Below are 16663 nucleotides of genomic sequence, written 5' to 3' on the forward strand. Positions count from 1 at the left end.
AATTATTCCTCAATTGAGCCACCAGCAGCTTCAATCGCTGCTTTAGCACCTTTAGTTACACGTAAACCACGAACTGTTACTGCTGATTTCACTTCGCCAGCTAAAATAACTTTAGCAAATTGAATTTCTTTAGTAATAACGTTCGCTGCTTTTAATGTATCTAAAGTGACAACATTACCTTCAACTTTAGCTAAATCAGTTAAACGAATTTCTGCTGTTACTGCAGCTTTCATTGACGTAAAACCAAATTTTGGTAAACGACGGTATAAAGGCATTTGACCACCCTCGAAACCACGACGAACACCGCCACCAGTACGAGATTTTTGACCTTTATGACCACGACCACCAGTTTTGCCTAAACCTGAACCAATACCACGACCTAGGCGCTTAGCACTGTGTTTTGCACCTTCAGCCGGAGATAGAGTATTTAAACGCATTCTCTTACTCCTCCACTTTAACCATGTATGAAACTTGGTTAATCATACCGCGCACTGCTGGAGTATCGATTAACTCAACGGTATGATGCATACGGCGAAGACCTAGACCACGTAAAGTAGCTTTATGCTTCGGTAAACGAGCAATTGAGCTACGAACTTGTGTTACTTTAATAGTTTTAGCCATGATCAATTACCCCAAAATTTCATCAACAGTTTTGCCACGTTTAGCAGCAACCATTTCTGGCGATTTCATATTTGCTAATGCATCAATAGTTGCACGAACAACGTTAATTGGGTTTGTTGAACCGTACGCTTTAGAAAGAACGTTACGAACACCTGCAACTTCTAATACTGCACGCATTGCACCGCCTGCGATGATACCTGTACCTTCGCTAGCTGGTTGCATAAATACGCGAGAACCAGTATGAGTACCTTTAACTGGGTGTTGTAATGTACCTTCATTTAAAGCTACGTTAATCATATTACGACGTGCTTTTTCCATTGCTTTTTGGATTGCTGCCGGAACCTCGCGAGCTTTACCATAACCAAAACCAACGCGACCGTTACCATCGCCCACTACAGTTAATGCAGTGAAACTCATAATACGACCACCTTTTACAGTTTTTGATACACGGTTTACCGCGATTAGCTTCTCTTGCAGTTCACCAGCTTGTTTCTCGATGTTTGACATCTCAATTTCCTCTATTAGAACTGTAGACCAGCTTCACGAGCAGCGTCCGCTAAAGATTGGACACGACCATGATATTTAAAACCAGAACGATCGAAAGCTACGTCTTTAACGCCTTTCGCTAATGCACGCTCAGCAACAACTTTACCTACTACTGCAGCAGCATCTTTATTTCCGGTGTACTTAACTTGCTCACTAATTGCTTTTTCTACTGTAGAAGCAGCGGCAAGCACTTCTGAACCGTTCGGTGCAATCACTTGTGCGTAAATATGACGCGGAGTGCGGTGAACTACTAAACGAGTTACACCCTGCTCTCTCATCATATGACGAGCACGAGCTGCACGACGGATACGAGCTGATTTCTTATCCATAGTGTTACCTTAATTATTTTTTCTTCGCTTCTTTAGTGCGTACAACTTCATCTGCATAACGAACACCTTTACCTTTATAAGGCTCTGGACGACGATATGCACGAATGTCTGCTGCTACTTGACCGATTAACTGTTTATCTGCACTTTTCAGAACAATTTCTGTTTGAGAAGGGCATTCGCCAGTTACGCCTGCAGGCAATACATGTTCAATCGGGTGAGAGAAACCTAAACTTAAAGCAACTGTGTTACCTTTCATTTGGGCACGATAACCAACACCGACTAGTTGTAATTTCTTTGTGAAGCCTTCAGTAACACCGATAACCATTGCATTTACTAATGCACGTGCAGTACCTGCTTGTGCATCTGCACCTACAATACCTTCACGAGGAGCAAAAGTTAATGCACCATTATCTTGTTTAACTTCAACTGCGTTATGAATGGTACGAGATAACTCACCATTCTTACCTTTAACTGTTAATAACTGACCGTCAAGTTTAACCTCGACACCGGCAGGAATATTAACAGGTGCTTTTGCAACACGAGACATTTTCCTACCTCTCTATTAAGCTACATAACAGATGATTTCACCGCCTAAGCCCTCTTGACGAGCTTTACGGTCAGTCATCACACCTTTAGATGTAGAAACAACAGCAACACCTAAACCACCCATTACTTTTGGTAATTCATCTTTACGTTTATAAATACGTAAACCTGGGCGGCTCACACGTTGAATACTTTCTACAACTGGTTTACCTTGGAAATATTTTAAAGTAATTTCCAATTCTGGTTTAACACCATCTAAAACTTTAACGCTTTCAACATAACCTTCTTCAGCTAATACATTGGCAATTGCCACTTTTAGCTTGGATGAAGGCATACTGATCGCAACTTTATTCGCAGCTTGACCGTTACGAATACGGGTCAACATATCTGCGATAGGATCTTGCATACTCATTGTGCTTTATTCTCCGATTCCAAATTAAAGTGGTAAATTACCAACTTGCTTTTTTAAGGCCTGGGATTTCGCCACGCATTGCAGCTTCACGTACCTTAATACGGCTTAAACCAAACTTACGAAGAACTCCATGAGGACGACCAGTTTGGCGGCAACGGTTACGTTGGCGGCTTGGGCTTGAATCACGCGGTAAAGTTTGTAATTTTAATACCGCACTCCAACGATCTTCCGCAGAAGCATTTACGTCAGAAATGATTTTTTTCAACTCTACACGTTTAGCATAGAATTTTTCAGCCAATTTAACGCGTTTTACATCGCGTGCTTTCATTGATTGTTTAGCCATCTATAACCTGCCTTACTTACGGAATGGGAAATTAAAGGCAGCGAGTAGTGCTTGACCTTCTTCATCATTTTTCGCTGTGGTAGTGATAGTAATATCTAAACCACGTACACGATCCACTTTATCATAATCGATTTCAGGGAAGATGATTTGCTCACGCACACCCATGCTGTAGTTACCACGACCATCAAATGATTTCGCGCTTAAACCGCGGAAGTCACGAATACGTGGAACAGCAATTGTAATTAAACGTTCTAAGAACTCCCACATACGTTCGCCACGTAGTGTTACTTTACAACCGATTGGATATCCCTGACGGATTTTAAAGCCTGCAACAGATTTGCGTGCTTTTGTAATTAAAGGTTTTTGACCGCTGATCGCTGCTAAATCTGCTACTGCATTATCTAGCAATTTCTTGTCGGTCAATGCTTCACCCACACCCATATTCAGGGTAATCTTTTCGATTCGTGGGACTTGCATGACAGATGCGTAGTTGAATTTATTTTTTAATTCATTAACTACTTGATCTCTGTAGTAATCATGCAGTTTCGCCATCGCATTACTCCAGTTTGTTAAATAATTTCATTATTAGACTTGAAGAAACGTACTTTTTTACCGTCTTCAAATCTAAAACCTACACGGTCTGCTTTGTTTGTTTTTGGGTTGAAAATTGCAACGTTTGAAACATCAATTGCAGCTTCTTTCTTCACTAAGCCACCTTCCTTGCCTAATGCAGGAACTGGTTTTTCATGTTTAGTGATGATTTTAACACCTTCAACAACAACTTTACCGTTTGGTAACACTTTAGTTACCTTACCGCGCTTGCCTTTATCTTTACCAGCAAGTACGATTACTTCATCATTTTGACGAATTTTTGCAGCCATTTACACTTCTCCTTACAGTACTTCTGGCGCTAAAGAGATGATTTTCATAAACTTCTCAGAACGAAGTTCACGAGTCACCGGTCCAAAAATACGAGTACCGATTGGTTGCTCTGTGTTATTGTTTAAAATTACACATGCATTACCATCGAAGCGAATGACTGATCCATCTGGGCGACGAACACCCTTCTTGGTGCGCACAACAACTGCTTTTAATACATCACCTTTTTTAACTTTACCGCGAGGAATTGCTTCTTTCACAGTAATTTTGATGATATCACCAATAGCAGCGTAACGACGGTGCGATCCACCTAGAACCTTGATACACATTACACTGCGAGCGCCTGAGTTATCAGCAACATCCAGCATAGTCTGTTCTTGGATCATCTTAGTACTCCGCTAAAATTAATAACACCCTTTCGGGACGACCCTATTTACCCAATGTAAATAGTTCGCGGAGTTTAGCACAAATAAACCATCAATAGCAACAGTTTTTTGAAGAGAATTAGTATTGAAAGAAAATATAAATTCCAAGTCAAAGATGATAGCTAAATTAGACATGTGTTTGTTATTTCAATAACAAGTAGAAAGAGTATATTTCTTTGAAAAAACGCTGTCAAAAGCATTGACTTTTTTCACCGCACTTTTATAAAAACAAAAAAGCCAAGAGCAATGCCCTTGGCTTTCAATTTTGATTAAGCTTTAACTAATAAAATTAGATTACCGCTTTTTCAACAACACGAACTAAAGTCCATGATTTTGTTTTAGAGATAGGGCGACATTCGCGCACCTCTACTACATCACCTAATTTAGCTTCGTTGTTTTCATCATGTACGTGAAGTTTTGTTGTACGACGGATAAACTTACCATAAAGTGGGTGTTTAACCTTGCGTTCAATCGCAACAACGAACGATTTGTCCATTTTGTCGCTTACAACTTTACCTTGTACGCTACGAATTTTATCAGTCATTACTCACCCGCCTTTTCGGTTAATACAGTTTTTACTTGTGCAATGCTACGACGCACTTGTTTTAACTGATGGGTTTGTTGAAGCTGACCGGTGGCTGCTTGCATACGCAATTTGAATTGTTCACCTAAAAGGTTCACTAACTCAGCGTTCAGCTCTTCAACATTTTTGTTACGTAGTTCTTGAGCTTTCATTACATCACCGTCTTAGTTACGAACGTTGTTTTAATTGGAAGTTTCGCCGCAGCTAATGCAAATGCATTGCGTGCGATTTCTTCTGAAACTCCGTCCATTTCATAAAGTACTTTACCTGGTTGGATAAGAGCTACCCAGTATTCCACGTTACCTTTACCTTTACCCATACGAACTTCTAATGGTTTTTCAGTAATTGGTTTGTCTGGGAATACACGAATCCAGATTTTACCTTGACGTTTAACCGCACGTGTCATTGCACGACGCGCTGACTCGATTTGACGAGCTGTTAAACGACCGCGACCCACCGCTTTTAAGCCGAATGTACCGAAGCTAACTTCTGTACCGCCAGCAATACCGCGGTTACGTCCTTTGTGGACTTTACGGAATTTTGTACGTTTTGGTTGCAACATTTAGCAGTTCTCCTTACTTACGACCTTTGCCGCGTGGTGCCTTTTTAGGCGCAGCTGGTTGTTGTTCTGGTTGTTGTGCAATTGCAGCCATTCCACCAAGAATTTCACCTTTGAAGATCCATACTTTTACGCCAATTACGCCGTATGTAGTATGTGCTTCTGCAGTGTTATAATCGATGTCCGCACGTAGTGTATGTAATGGTACGCGACCTTCACGATACCACTCAGAACGTGCAATTTCTGCACCACCTAAACGACCGCTTACTTCAACTTTGATACCTTTAGCACCTAAACGCATTGCGTTTTGTACCGCACGTTTCATAGCACGACGGAACATTACACGACGTTCTAATTGAGAAGCGATGCTGTCTGCAACTAATTTTGCATCTAATTCAGGTTTTTTCACTTCAGCAATGTTGATTTGTGCTGGAACGCCTGCGATTTTCGCTACTGCGTTACGTAATTTCTCAACATCTTCGCCTTTTTTACCAATTACGATACCTGGACGAGCTGTGTGAATTGTTACGCGGATGCTTTTCGCTGGACGCTCAATAGTGATACGTGAAACTGAAGCATTCGCTAATTCTTTATTCAAGAATTGACGTACTTTGAAATCGCCATCTAAGTTAGATGCGAAATCTTGTGTATTCGCAAACCAAGTAGAGCTCCAAGGCTTAACAATACCTAGGCGAATACCATGTGGATGAACTTTTTGACCCATTGCTATTCCTCTACTGATTAACGATCTGACACAACCACTGTGATGTGGCTTGTACGTTTTAAAATACGATCTGCACGACCTTTAGCACGTGGCATTACACGTTTCATGCTTGGACCTTCATCAACGAAGATCTTCGCTACTTTAAGATCATCGATATCTGCACCGTCATTATGCTCTGCATTTGCAATAGCTGATTCAAGCACTTTCTTCACTAAAGCTGCTGCTTTTTTGTTAGTGTAAGTTAAGATTTCTAATGCTTGAGCAACTTTCTTACCACGAATTAAATCCGCAACTAAGCGAGCTTTTTGCGCTGAAGTGCGAGCGTAACGATGTTTTGCGATAGTTTCCATCTTTTACCTCTTACTTCTTAGCTTTCTTATCCGCAGCGTGACCGCGGTATGTACGAGTCGGTGCAAATTCACCTAATTTATGACCGATCATTTCATCAGAAACATAAACTGGAACGTGCTGACGACCATTATGGACTGCGATGGTCAATCCGATCATTGATGGAATGATCATTGAACGACGGGACCAAGTTTTGATTGGTTTTTTATCCCCGCTTTCCACCGCCTTCTCTACCTTCTTCAACAAGTGTAGGTCAAGGAAAGGACCCTTCTTGAGAGAACGTGGCATGGCTTATCCTCTTTATTAATTAAAATTATTTGCCACGACGACGTACGATGAATTTATCAGTACGTTTGTTGTGACGAGTTTTCTTACCTTTAGTTTGAACGCCCCAAGGTGTTACTGGGTGTTTACCAAAGTTACGACCTTCACCACCACCATGTGGGTGATCTACTGGGTTCATTGCAGTACCACGAACGGTAGGACGGATACCTCTCCAACGGCTTGCACCAGCTTTACCTAGTACACGCAACATGTGTTCAGAGTTACCAACTTCACCGATAGTTGCAACACACTCAGCTAATACTTTACGCATTTCGCCTGAACGAAGACGTAAAGTAACATAGTTACCTTCACGAGCGATGATTTGTACATACGCACCAGCAGAACGAGCGATTTGACCGCCTTTACCTGGTTTTAATTCAACGTTATGTACTGTCGAACCAACTGGGATATTACGCATTGGTAATGAGTTACCAACTTTAATTGGCGAGTTTACACCAGCTTGGATTGTATCGCCTACAGATAAACCTTTAGGTGCTAAGATATAACGGCGTTCACCATCTTTATAAAGCACTAAAGCAATATTTGCAGAACGATTTGGATCATATTCAAGACGCTCAACAACCGCTGGGATATCTAACTTGTTACGTTTGAAATCGATTAAACGGTAATGTTGTTTATGACCACCACCAATATGGCGAGTAGTAATACGTCCGAAATTATTACGACCACCAGTTTTAGATTTAGTATCTAAAAGAGGCGCGTAAGGTTTACCCTTGTGTAAATCAGGGTTCACGATTTTAACAACGTGACGACGACCAGCGGAGGTCGGCTTACATTTAACGATAGCCATTTATTTCTTCTCCTCCGTAATTACTCTGCTGCACCTTCAATGAAGTCAAGTGATTGACCATCTTGAAGAGTAACATAAGCTTTTTTCCAGTCACTGCGGCGACCCATTTTGTTACCGCGGCGTTTTGTTTTACCTTTAACAACAACGGTACGAACTGAATCTACTTTCACTTCGAAAAGTTGTTCAACTGCATTTGCAATTTCAACTTTGTTTGCATCTAATGCAACTTTAAATACGATAGTGTTTGAGCTTTCAGCGTTGTTTGTTGCTTTCTCAGAGACGTGAGGTGCTTTTAACACGCTTAGCAAACGTTCTTGTTGAATCATGCTAACATCTCCTCAATTTGTTTTACTGCATCAACAGTAACAACCACTTTATCGAAAGCGATTAAGCTTACTGGGTCGATACCTTGAACATCACGCACATCAACTTTATATAAGTTACGTGCAGCTAAGAATAGATTTTCATCTAAGCTTGCAGTAATGATAAGAGCGTCAGTTAACGCCATATCTTTTAATTTTTGTACTAAAACTTTGGTTTTTGGTGCATCAATTTCGAATTTCTCAACAACCACTAAACGATCTTGACGAACTAATTCAGAAAGAATGCTTTTGATTGCACCACGGTACATTTTCTTGTTCACTTTTTGGCTGTGATCTTGTGGTTTAGCTGCGAAAGTCACACCACCAGAACGCCAGATTGGTGATTTGATATCACCTGAACGAGCACGACCTGTACCTTTTTGACGCCAAGGTTTTTTACCTGAACCAGACACTTCAGCACGAGTTTTTTGTGCACGAGAACCTTGACGAGCACCTGCTGCATAAGCAACAACTACTTGGTGGATTAACGCTTCATTAAACTCACGTCCGAAGGTAGTTTCAGAAACAGTTAGTGCGTTTGCACCTACAACTTGTAATTCCATCTCTATCTCCTGACTTACGCTTTAACTGCTGGTTTCACGATAACATCACCATTAGTTGCACCTGGAACAGCGCCTTTAACTAATAATAATTTACGCTCAACATCAACACGAACAACTTCTAGTGATTGAACGGTTACACGCTCAGCACCTAAGTGTCCAGCCATTTTTTTACCTTTAAACACACGACCTGGTGTTTGGTTTTGACCAATAGAACCAAGTACACGATGTGATAAAGAGTTACCATGAGTAGCATCTTGAGTACGGAAATTCCAGCGTTTAACACCGCCAGCAAAACCTTTACCTTTAGAAGTACCAGTAACATCAACTTTTTTAACATCAGCGAAGATGTCAACATTAATTTCTTGACCTAAAGTGAATTCTTCACCTTCAGTACGAAATTCCCATAAACCGCGACCAGCTTCAACACCTGCTTTCACGAAATGACCTGCTTCAGGCTTAGTTACACGACTTGCTTTTTTAGAGCCAGTAGTAACTTGAACTGCAGTATAGCCATCGTTTTCAAGAGTTTTAACTTGAGTCACACGGTTGGCTTCGATTTCGATTACGGTAACTGGAACTGAAACACCGTCTTCATTGAAAACGCGAGTCATTCCAACTTTACGACCGACTAAACCAATCATTGTAATAACCTCTTAATTAACCTAGGCTGATCTGCACGTCAACGCCGGCAGCCAAATCTAAACGCATTAATGCATCAACAGTTTTTTCTGTTGGCTCAACAATATCAACTAAACGTTTGTGAGTGCGGATTTCATATTGATCACGCGCATCTTTATTTACGTGTGGAGAAATCAAGACGGTGAAACGTTCTTTACGAGTTGGTAAAGGAATCGGACCACGAACTTGTGCACCAGTACGTTTAGCTGTTTCTACGATCTCCGCAGTAGATTGATCGATCAAACGATGATCGAAAGCTTTTAAGCGGATACGGATTCTTTGGTTCTGCATTAGACCAGAGCTCCAATAAATTTTAGCTAATAAAAAACTGACACCATCACCTTTAACTTCTTAATAAAGGGAAGTGCAGCAGACCTATTTAGTTTCCCAATCGGAAACATTATTATCTATTACATATCGTAATAGTACGTTTAATAAATGATTACATTAAACGGCTTCAAACCTAAAGCTCGCAAATTCTATAGAATTTCACCGCACTTTGCAAGCTTTTTATGCAAATAAATCACGATTTTAAAAGTGCGATCTAAATTCAATTCTTTTTATACAAAAAAAGCCGAGCTAAACTCGGCTTTCCATTTTAAAAAACTTATTAAAAACTCACCGCACTTTTCAATTTTTTCAGTGCGTTAGTTTCCAATTGACGCACACGTTCTGCTGAAATATTGTACTTCGCTGCTAAATCATGCAATGTGGCTTTATTCTCATCTAGCCAACGTGCTTTGATAATATCTTGGCTACGTTCATCTAAGCTTTCCATTGCTGCAGTGAGTTGATCAACTGCTTGGGTTTCAAAATTTTCATTTTCAAGTTCCGCAGCAAAGTTAGAATTTTTATCTTCTAAATACATAGAAGGGGCAAAACTTTCTTCTTCATGATCATCATTCGGTAAATCAAAGCCCACATCAGCACCCGTCATTCTACTTTCCATTTCAATGACATCTTCTTTGCTTACGCCTAATTCATTAGCAACAAGATCTACTTCATTTTCGCTAAACCAACCTAAACGCTGTTTGGTTTTACGTAAATTAAAGAATAACTTGCGTTGTGCTTTTGTAGTTGCGACCTTCACAATACGCCAGTTGCGTAGCACATATTCATGAATTTCTGCTTTAATCCAATGCACTGCGAAAGACACTAAACGTACCCCCACTTCAGGATTGAAACGTTTAACCGCTTTCATCAAACCAATGTTACCTTCTTGAATCAAATCAGCTTGTGGTAAACCATAGCCAGAATAACCGCGTGCAACATGGATAACAAAACGTAAATGACTGAGAATTAATGCTTTTGCTGCATCTAAATCTTCTTTGTAGTACAAACGTTCTGCTAATTCCTTCTCTTCCTCTGCAGTTAGCATTGGATATTCATTGGCAGCTCGAATATAACCTTCAAGATTACCTTGCGGAACTAACATCATTTGTGCTTCTTTGTTCATTATCTTCCTTCTCAATTAAGATGAACATCTCATCTTGCTATTATCACACAAAAAACGGAAAGTACAAAACCTTCCTAATTTTATGTTAAATTAGACAAAACAATTATCTGAAAAGTTCAGTCGCAAATTTAAAATTTACGCTTTTACTGGCACTAATTGATAGTTTAAACCTTGATCAATCACCTTAAATAACAAATCAATATTTGGGTGTTTACCCGCATTTTGTTTTGCATCTTCCGTATGTTCAGCAAAAAGTTGCAAGCCTTTCTGTGCAGAAGTGCGGTCTAATTTTCCGTTAAATTCTTCCGCTAAAGCGTTATAAACACGCAGCGAACCTAGCTTGCCTTCCATAGCAGGAATATGATGAATGAGGTTGTTATTATCCAACACGTTTAAGCCAGACAAATGCGTAACTTCCGGCAACGTCGCTAAATTTGCTTTAAAATCCATTTTTATTCCTTATCTTAAAATTAACATCGGTTTATTACTGTTACGCGCTACTTTAACCGTATTTGAACTTAATCCTTTTGCACCCGATTTACTGCTCGCTAACATGACAATTAAATCCACTGATTTTTCTTGCGCTATGCGATTCACTTCTTCATAAATGGTGCCATGTGCCACAATGTGCTGTACTTTTGCCCCAGCTGGAAAAGCAGATTGCGTGAAATCGTGCAAAGCTTTATTGGCTTCTTCTACCACTGACTTATCAAAATTTTTCGGCAAGAAAGCGGAAATAAAACTGTCGTCCATCGGCTCAATAATAGTCACAACACGATATACTGCATCGGGATTATGAGCAGTGATATCTAAACAAGTATCCACCACATATTTCGCACTTTTTAAATCATTTAAATCAATGGCGATCAAAAGTTTATTGTACATAATTTATCCTTTTCGTTAGGCTAGCTTTATAGCTAGCCTGATTTTATTGATTCTTTATTCGACGACGTTGATTCCAAACAATACCTAACACTAATAATAAGGCCGGAATAAACATCCATTCTTTTGCTAATGAATGTGTTGGCAACGCCACTTCAATAATGGTTTGATCCCAATTTAGACCTGCTTTAGCCGCTGGTGAATCAATTTCTACGTTATCAATTAAAATCTTCGGTAACAATTTACCGTCAATATCAATTTGTTCACCCGTATCCAATAATGTTAAACCAAGCGCTTTCACTCTATCTTCGCCTGTTGCACCTTCTGGCACAGCAAGTTGAGAATAGAATTGAATTTCTTTGCCATAAGGATTTAACCCTGAGACTTTCAGCATAATATTTTGCCCAACAGGTGTATGCTCTAACTCTTGGAGCAAATAAGTTGGTTCAACATGACGAGCGGTTGGCGAAATGTATTCCATAAAGAAACCTGGACGGAATAACATAAAAGCAGCCAAAATTAACACCGCACTTTCCCAACGTTTATTCTTAGTGAAGAAATATCCCATACTTGCGGCGGTAAACACCATAATACCAATGGTAGCAATGATAAACACCAATGTGCCTTTCGCCCAACCGACATCAATGAGCAATAAGTCCGTATTAAAAATAAATAAGAACGGTAAAATTGCAGTACGTAAGCTGTAATAGAAAGCAGTCATCCCCGTTTTAATTGGACTACCACCAGAGATTGCAGCTGCGGCAAATGAAGCCAATCCAACCGGTGGTGTAACATCCGCCATAATCCCGAAATAGAACACGAATAAATGTACTGCGATTAAAGGTACGATTAAGCCATTTTGTTTACCGACTTCGACAATCACTAACGCCATTAACGAAGACACCACGATATAGTTCGCTGTTGTCGGCAAGCCCATTCCTAGAACCAAGCTGAACATCGCAACCAAAATTAACATTAACAGAATGTTACCCATTGAGAGCAATTCAATAATGTTAGCAAGCTGCACGCCAAATCCAGTTAACGCAACTACCCCAACAATAATACCTGCAGTTGCGGTTGCAATACCGATACCAATCATATTGCGTGCGCCAACTTCTAAACCATCAACTAATTCCATAACACCTTGTTTGATTAATGATGATTTATCTGTTTTTTCAGCGCGGAACCAACTTAATAACGCATGTTGTGTAACCAAAATGAAAGATAACGCCATAATGCCCCAGAAAGCAGAAAGTCCCGGAGATAAACGTTCAATCATTAAACACCACATCAATACCACAACAGGTAATAAATAATGTAAGCCTGCATTAACTGTCGGTTTCGCTGAAGGTAATCGCACAATTTTTGCATTTGGATCATCAGGTTCTAAATCAGGGAATTTCGCGACACGACGAATTAATCCTAAATAAACGACGCCCAATAAAGCACAAATAATTAAAAATGAATAATTTGGTGCAACCACTTTCAACCAGCCTAACGCAAAATCTAATACAAAATAGAGAATGCACATGGTTAAAAAGAAACCTAGGCTGCGAATTAATACCATTAAGAATGGACGTGCAGGATCAACGCGCTCTAACCCTTTTAATCCTAATTTACAAGCTTCTAAGTGAACAATATAAACTAATGAAATATAAGAAATAAGTGCGGGTAAAAATGCATGCGTTATTAATTGACTATATGGCATATTCACATATTCAATCATTAAGAATGCTGCAGCCCCCATTACTGGTGGCATAATTTGTCCGTTTACCGATGAAGCGACCTCAACTGCCCCCGCTTTTTCCGCTGAAAAGCCAACACGTTTCATCATTGGAATGGTGAATGTACCCGTTGTGACCACATTTGCAATAGAAGAACCAGATACTAATCCTGTTAAAGCAGAAGAAACAACTGCTGCTTTCGCTGGACCTCCATTTAAATGTCCTAAATAAGCAAATGCTGTTTTAATAAAATAGTTACCTGCACCCGCTTTATCTAACAAGGCACCAAATAAGACAAATAAGAAAACATATTTGGTTGATACCCCTAATGCCACACCAAATACACCTTCAGTGGTAATCCATTGTTGGTTGACCATTTGTGACAACGATCCTGAACGGTGACTGATCAACCAATCTGTTGGTAAGAATTGTCCAAAGAAATTATAGAGTAAAAAGATAACTGCAATAATTACCAGAGGTAAACCAAGGCTACGACGAGTTGCTTCTAACAATAAAAGGACACCAATACAACCCGCAATAATATCTTGCAGATTAGGCGCACCAACACGATTGACTATGCCTTGATAGAAGAATAAATAATAAGCACCAAGAAACGCGCCCGCAATAGCAAACACCCAATCTAAAGGTGGCACGCGATGTTTTGGCGACGTCGCAAAAGCAGGGAAAGACAAGAAAGCCAAAAACAAGGCAAATGCTAAATGAAATGACCGCGCTTTTGTATCATCTACCACAACGGTTAAGTCAATTCCCGCGTGCGTTAAAACCTCTTGTAACCAAAACGGCAATGGCGAGGTATAATACAATTGAAATAAAGACCACAAAATAGCAGTTACAACAATGAGCTTTTTCGTCATCCCTGAAGGATTACGTCCACCAGCATCATTGGAAGCCACCATATCTTGTAAATCATCATAATCAATATGTTTTGATTGAGCTGACATAATAAAAAATTTTCCCAAATAATAACAAAACAGACACCCCACAGGGCGAGTGCGGGGTGTAATAAATTAATTTAACTTATTGTTACATAAGATTATTTTAACCAACCACGTTCTTTATAGTAACGTGCAGCACCTTCATGTAAAGGAGCAGATAAGGCGTTCGTAATCATTTCTTGTTCTTTTAGATTAGCAAACGCAGGGTGTAAACGTTTAAAACGTTCAAAGTTATCAAATACCGCTTTCACAACCGCATACACTTTATCTGCAGATACCTCTTCAGAAGTCACTAACGTTGCATAAGAACCAAAGGTTTCCACTGGATTATCTGTACCTTTATATAAACCACCTGGAATCACAGCTTTTGCATAATAAGAATGTTCTTCAACAAGTTTATCAATTTCTGGACCAGTTACAGACACTAAATGCGAATCACAAGAAGCCGCGGCTTCTTTTAATGCACCATTTGGGTGACCAACGTTATAAGTAATCGCATCTAAGTTATTATCACACATTGCAGACGCCATTTCAGCCGGTTTTAATTCAGCTGCGACTTTATAATCTTTATCTGTCCAGCCTTTTGCCGCCATAATCACATTAATTGTAGCTCTGGTACCTGAACCTGGATCACCAACGTTTACACGTTTACCTTTAAGATCATCAAAACTTTTAATGCCAGAATCATCACGCGCCATTAAAGTGAATGGCTCAGCATGTAATGAAAATACGGCACGTAATTTATCATTTTTCTTGCCTTGGAATGAACTTGTTCCATTATATGCATGATATTGCCAGTCTGACTGGGCAATCCCCATATCCATTTGTTTATCTGCAATTGCATTTAAGTTAGCAACAGAAGCACCCGTTGAAGGCGCATTACATTTCACATGGGTTTTCGCTGTATCACGATTTACTAACTGACAAATTGATGTTCCAACCACATAATACACACCAGTTTGTCCACCCGTACCAATAGTAATGAATTGTTCTTCTGCAGCTTGTGCACTAAATGCTGCCATAGCCACGCTTGCGATAAGAGAAAGTTTTAATGTTTTTTTCATATTATAATTCTCCCCAAAGGATATAAGTTGTTGTGTTCAATTCTATCAATTCGATAGACATATCAAGATATACTAAACTTTTTATTAACTTGCAACACATTTTTCACATTAAACTAAAATTAATTATTATCAAAAAGATTAAATTTCTTTCAAGTTAATGGTTTATTTTCTTCGTAAAACGCAAAAAAGCGCGGTTAAAATTCGAATACTTTTACTCTCTTTAGTGATTAATTTTAAGAAAAATCCTCGTAACCACCAGAAGCGATTACGAGGATCATATTTAGATGAGATTAACCTTTAAATACTGGCAATACATCGAACATTGCAAGGAAGTGGAATGCTGCGGTAACAATACCAAACACAATACTTAATACAATAATGAAATTACCACCACAAACGGTAAAACCTTTGTCGCCATTTGGCATTGAGCGGGATTTCTTCGCTAATAAAGCTGGGATAATACAGGTCCAAATAGTTGCTACCGCACCTGCATAACCAATGGCTTTTAAGAAACCTAATGGGAAGGCAACAGATAAAATTAATGGAGGAAGGAAGGTGACTGCCCAAGATTTTGTTCGACCCACTCTGGTATTATCGAATTTAAAGAAATCCGCTAAGAAGTCGAACACGCCTAAACCCACACCAATAAAAGAAGACAGAATCGCCGCAATGGAGAACGCATTAATCGCTTGTTTAATTGAGCTTGATTCAACCACATTGCCTAATGCCGCTAATAAGGCATCAAGGTTTCCGCCTTGTGCTAATACAGGGGCGAATTGATCGCGAGATAAATTACCAAAAATAGATAGCACCCATAACAAATATAACGCCAATGCGATACCTGTACCACCCATAATAGCTAATTTTGCTTTTCGTTCATCCGCATAATAAGCACGCATGGTAGAAACGGAATGATGATAGCCAAAAGAAGTTAAAGCAACAGGCAATAACCCCATGGCATACATAGCATAATTGGAATCAGTCCCTTTGGTATCAAATAAAATGGCAAGATCGATATTTGCTGTTAAGCCAAATACGCTGAACACAAAAGAGAGCGCCATGAATAAGATCAAAATCACTGAAACGCGGTCAACAATGCGTGTGGAATGCCATACGAATAAGGAAAACACTAAAACAAAAATAATCGACCAAATTCGAGAGTCTAATTCAATAAAAGAACCCGCAAGCCCAGATAAAATACCGCCAGACGCCGTAGTGTAAGCATAGAGCAAAATACCACCTACGAAATAAACCGCTAAATTATTGATAATATTAGCTGTATTACCTAGCATATCCTTAGTAACAGTATTAAAAGAAGCACGCAAATCATAGTGTTTATAAGCTTCCAATAACAAACCGCCAGATAAGGTCATCACAAACATCGTTAAACAAATAGTTAGAACTGACCAAATTGTCCATGCACCAGCACCAGAAGCAGGTAAACCTAACATTCCAGCACCAACACAAACACTGGCGATAATACAAGCGCCGCCAAAAATGGAAGGTGTTTTTTTCATAATTTATTTCCTTA

At 39.5% G+C, this 16663-nt stretch carries 27 protein-coding genes; all 27 read right to left on the reverse strand.

Translation table 11 applies throughout. The features are described 5' to 3' along the window. Positions 1-2: 2 nt before the first annotated feature. Complete coding sequence (gene rplO / locus ACUXZ4_RS00640; protein WP_464973152.1) at positions 3-437, reverse strand: 50S ribosomal protein L15; 435 nt, start codon at positions 435-437, stop codon at positions 3-5. A 4-nt stretch (positions 438-441) separates the two neighbouring features. Continuing rightward, positions 442-621, reverse strand: a complete 180-nt coding sequence (gene rpmD / locus ACUXZ4_RS00645; RefSeq protein WP_103854522.1) for a 50S ribosomal protein L30 — start codon at positions 619-621, stop codon at positions 442-444. A 6-nt stretch (positions 622-627) separates the two neighbouring features. After that, positions 628-1128 (reverse strand): 30S ribosomal protein S5, encoded by a 501-nt coding sequence (gene rpsE, locus ACUXZ4_RS00650; RefSeq protein ID WP_464973153.1) that lies wholly within the window; start codon positions 1126-1128, stop codon positions 628-630. A 14-nt stretch (positions 1129-1142) separates the two neighbouring features. Further along, a complete protein-coding gene (gene rplR, locus ACUXZ4_RS00655) occupies positions 1143-1496 on the reverse strand; it encodes a 50S ribosomal protein L18 (RefSeq protein WP_115636635.1) in 354 nt (117 codons plus the stop codon). 13 nt (positions 1497-1509) lie between these two features. After that, positions 1510-2043: a 50S ribosomal protein L6 gene (gene rplF, locus ACUXZ4_RS00660; protein WP_464973154.1), complete on the reverse strand. Its 534-nt coding sequence runs from the start codon at positions 2041-2043 to the stop codon at positions 1510-1512. Positions 2044-2058: 15 nt separating this feature from the next. Then, on the reverse strand, positions 2059-2451 hold the full coding sequence (gene rpsH, locus ACUXZ4_RS00665; RefSeq protein WP_464973155.1) for a 30S ribosomal protein S8: 393 nt from the start codon (positions 2449-2451) through the stop codon (positions 2059-2061). Positions 2452-2488: 37 nt separating this feature from the next. Continuing rightward, a complete protein-coding gene (gene rpsN, locus ACUXZ4_RS00670; RefSeq protein ID WP_464973156.1) occupies positions 2489-2794 on the reverse strand; it encodes a 30S ribosomal protein S14 in 306 nt (101 codons plus the stop codon). 12 nt (positions 2795-2806) lie between these two features. Continuing rightward, complete coding sequence (gene rplE, locus ACUXZ4_RS00675; RefSeq protein ID WP_464973157.1) at positions 2807-3346, reverse strand: 50S ribosomal protein L5; 540 nt, start codon at positions 3344-3346, stop codon at positions 2807-2809. A 17-nt stretch (positions 3347-3363) separates the two neighbouring features. After that, complete coding sequence (rplX, locus tag ACUXZ4_RS00680; protein ID WP_464973158.1) at positions 3364-3675, reverse strand: 50S ribosomal protein L24; 312 nt, start codon at positions 3673-3675, stop codon at positions 3364-3366. A gap of 12 nt (positions 3676-3687) precedes the next feature. Next, the gene (gene rplN, locus ACUXZ4_RS00685) at positions 3688-4059 is read right to left on the reverse strand and encodes a 50S ribosomal protein L14 (RefSeq protein WP_005548786.1); all 372 of its coding nucleotides are present in this window, start codon (positions 4057-4059) and stop codon (positions 3688-3690) included. A gap of 328 nt (positions 4060-4387) precedes the next feature. Then, positions 4388-4642, reverse strand: coding sequence for a 30S ribosomal protein S17 (rpsQ, locus tag ACUXZ4_RS00690; RefSeq protein ID WP_464973159.1), 255 nt, complete (start codon positions 4640-4642; stop codon positions 4388-4390). Continuing rightward, positions 4642-4833 (reverse strand): 50S ribosomal protein L29, encoded by a 192-nt coding sequence (gene rpmC / locus ACUXZ4_RS00695; RefSeq protein ID WP_005706394.1) that lies wholly within the window; start codon positions 4831-4833, stop codon positions 4642-4644. Before rpmC ends, rpsQ begins: the two co-directional genes overlap by 1 nt. Then, the gene (rplP, locus tag ACUXZ4_RS00700) at positions 4833-5243 is read right to left on the reverse strand and encodes a 50S ribosomal protein L16 (protein WP_094946123.1); all 411 of its coding nucleotides are present in this window, start codon (positions 5241-5243) and stop codon (positions 4833-4835) included. Before rplP ends, rpmC begins: the two co-directional genes overlap by 1 nt. Positions 5244-5256: 13 nt before the next feature. Next, complete coding sequence (rpsC, locus tag ACUXZ4_RS00705) at positions 5257-5964, reverse strand: 30S ribosomal protein S3 (RefSeq protein WP_464973160.1); 708 nt, start codon at positions 5962-5964, stop codon at positions 5257-5259. A gap of 17 nt (positions 5965-5981) precedes the next feature. After that, positions 5982-6314: a 50S ribosomal protein L22 gene (gene rplV / locus ACUXZ4_RS00710; protein WP_050692961.1), complete on the reverse strand. Its 333-nt coding sequence runs from the start codon at positions 6312-6314 to the stop codon at positions 5982-5984. 10 nt (positions 6315-6324) lie between these two features. After that, positions 6325-6600 (reverse strand): 30S ribosomal protein S19, encoded by a 276-nt coding sequence (rpsS, locus tag ACUXZ4_RS00715; RefSeq protein ID WP_005539416.1) that lies wholly within the window; start codon positions 6598-6600, stop codon positions 6325-6327. A gap of 25 nt (positions 6601-6625) precedes the next feature. After that, positions 6626-7447, reverse strand: a complete 822-nt coding sequence (gene rplB, locus ACUXZ4_RS00720) for a 50S ribosomal protein L2 (RefSeq protein ID WP_464973161.1) — start codon at positions 7445-7447, stop codon at positions 6626-6628. A 20-nt stretch (positions 7448-7467) separates the two neighbouring features. Next, positions 7468-7773, reverse strand: a complete 306-nt coding sequence (gene rplW, locus ACUXZ4_RS00725) for a 50S ribosomal protein L23 (RefSeq protein WP_464973162.1) — start codon at positions 7771-7773, stop codon at positions 7468-7470. Beyond that, entirely contained in the window at positions 7770-8372 is a 603-nt protein-coding gene (gene rplD, locus ACUXZ4_RS00730; protein WP_115238911.1) for a 50S ribosomal protein L4, read from the reverse strand. The genes rplW and rplD overlap by 4 nt, the downstream gene beginning before the upstream one ends. Positions 8373-8386: 14 nt before the next feature. Further along, positions 8387-9013, reverse strand: coding sequence for a 50S ribosomal protein L3 (gene rplC / locus ACUXZ4_RS00735; protein ID WP_464973163.1), 627 nt, complete (start codon positions 9011-9013; stop codon positions 8387-8389). A gap of 16 nt (positions 9014-9029) precedes the next feature. Beyond that, a complete protein-coding gene (rpsJ, locus tag ACUXZ4_RS00740) occupies positions 9030-9341 on the reverse strand; it encodes a 30S ribosomal protein S10 (RefSeq protein ID WP_001181005.1) in 312 nt (103 codons plus the stop codon). A gap of 319 nt (positions 9342-9660) precedes the next feature. Next, entirely contained in the window at positions 9661-10506 is an 846-nt protein-coding gene (gene rpoH / locus ACUXZ4_RS00745; RefSeq protein ID WP_464973164.1) for an RNA polymerase sigma factor RpoH, read from the reverse strand. 135 nt (positions 10507-10641) lie between these two features. Next, positions 10642-10956 (reverse strand): DUF2322 family protein, encoded by a 315-nt coding sequence (locus ACUXZ4_RS00750; RefSeq protein ID WP_464973165.1) that lies wholly within the window; start codon positions 10954-10956, stop codon positions 10642-10644. Between the two features lie 9 nt (positions 10957-10965). Next, positions 10966-11391 carry a universal stress protein gene (locus ACUXZ4_RS00755; protein ID WP_464973166.1) on the reverse strand — a complete coding sequence of 142 codons (426 nt, stop codon included), beginning with the start codon at positions 11389-11391 and terminating at the stop codon, positions 10966-10968. Positions 11392-11434: 43 nt separating this feature from the next. Further along, positions 11435-14074 carry a TRAP transporter permease gene (locus tag ACUXZ4_RS00760; RefSeq protein WP_464973167.1) on the reverse strand — a complete coding sequence of 880 codons (2640 nt, stop codon included), beginning with the start codon at positions 14072-14074 and terminating at the stop codon, positions 11435-11437. Between the two features lie 92 nt (positions 14075-14166). Then, positions 14167-15132: a TAXI family TRAP transporter solute-binding subunit gene (locus ACUXZ4_RS00765; protein ID WP_464973168.1), complete on the reverse strand. Its 966-nt coding sequence runs from the start codon at positions 15130-15132 to the stop codon at positions 14167-14169. 290 nt (positions 15133-15422) lie between these two features. After that, positions 15423-16649, reverse strand: a complete 1227-nt coding sequence (locus ACUXZ4_RS00770; RefSeq protein WP_464973169.1) for an aromatic amino acid transporter — start codon at positions 16647-16649, stop codon at positions 15423-15425. Positions 16650-16663 lie beyond the last annotated feature (14 nt).

This window comes from Reella acinonychis, from assembly GCF_052828705.1.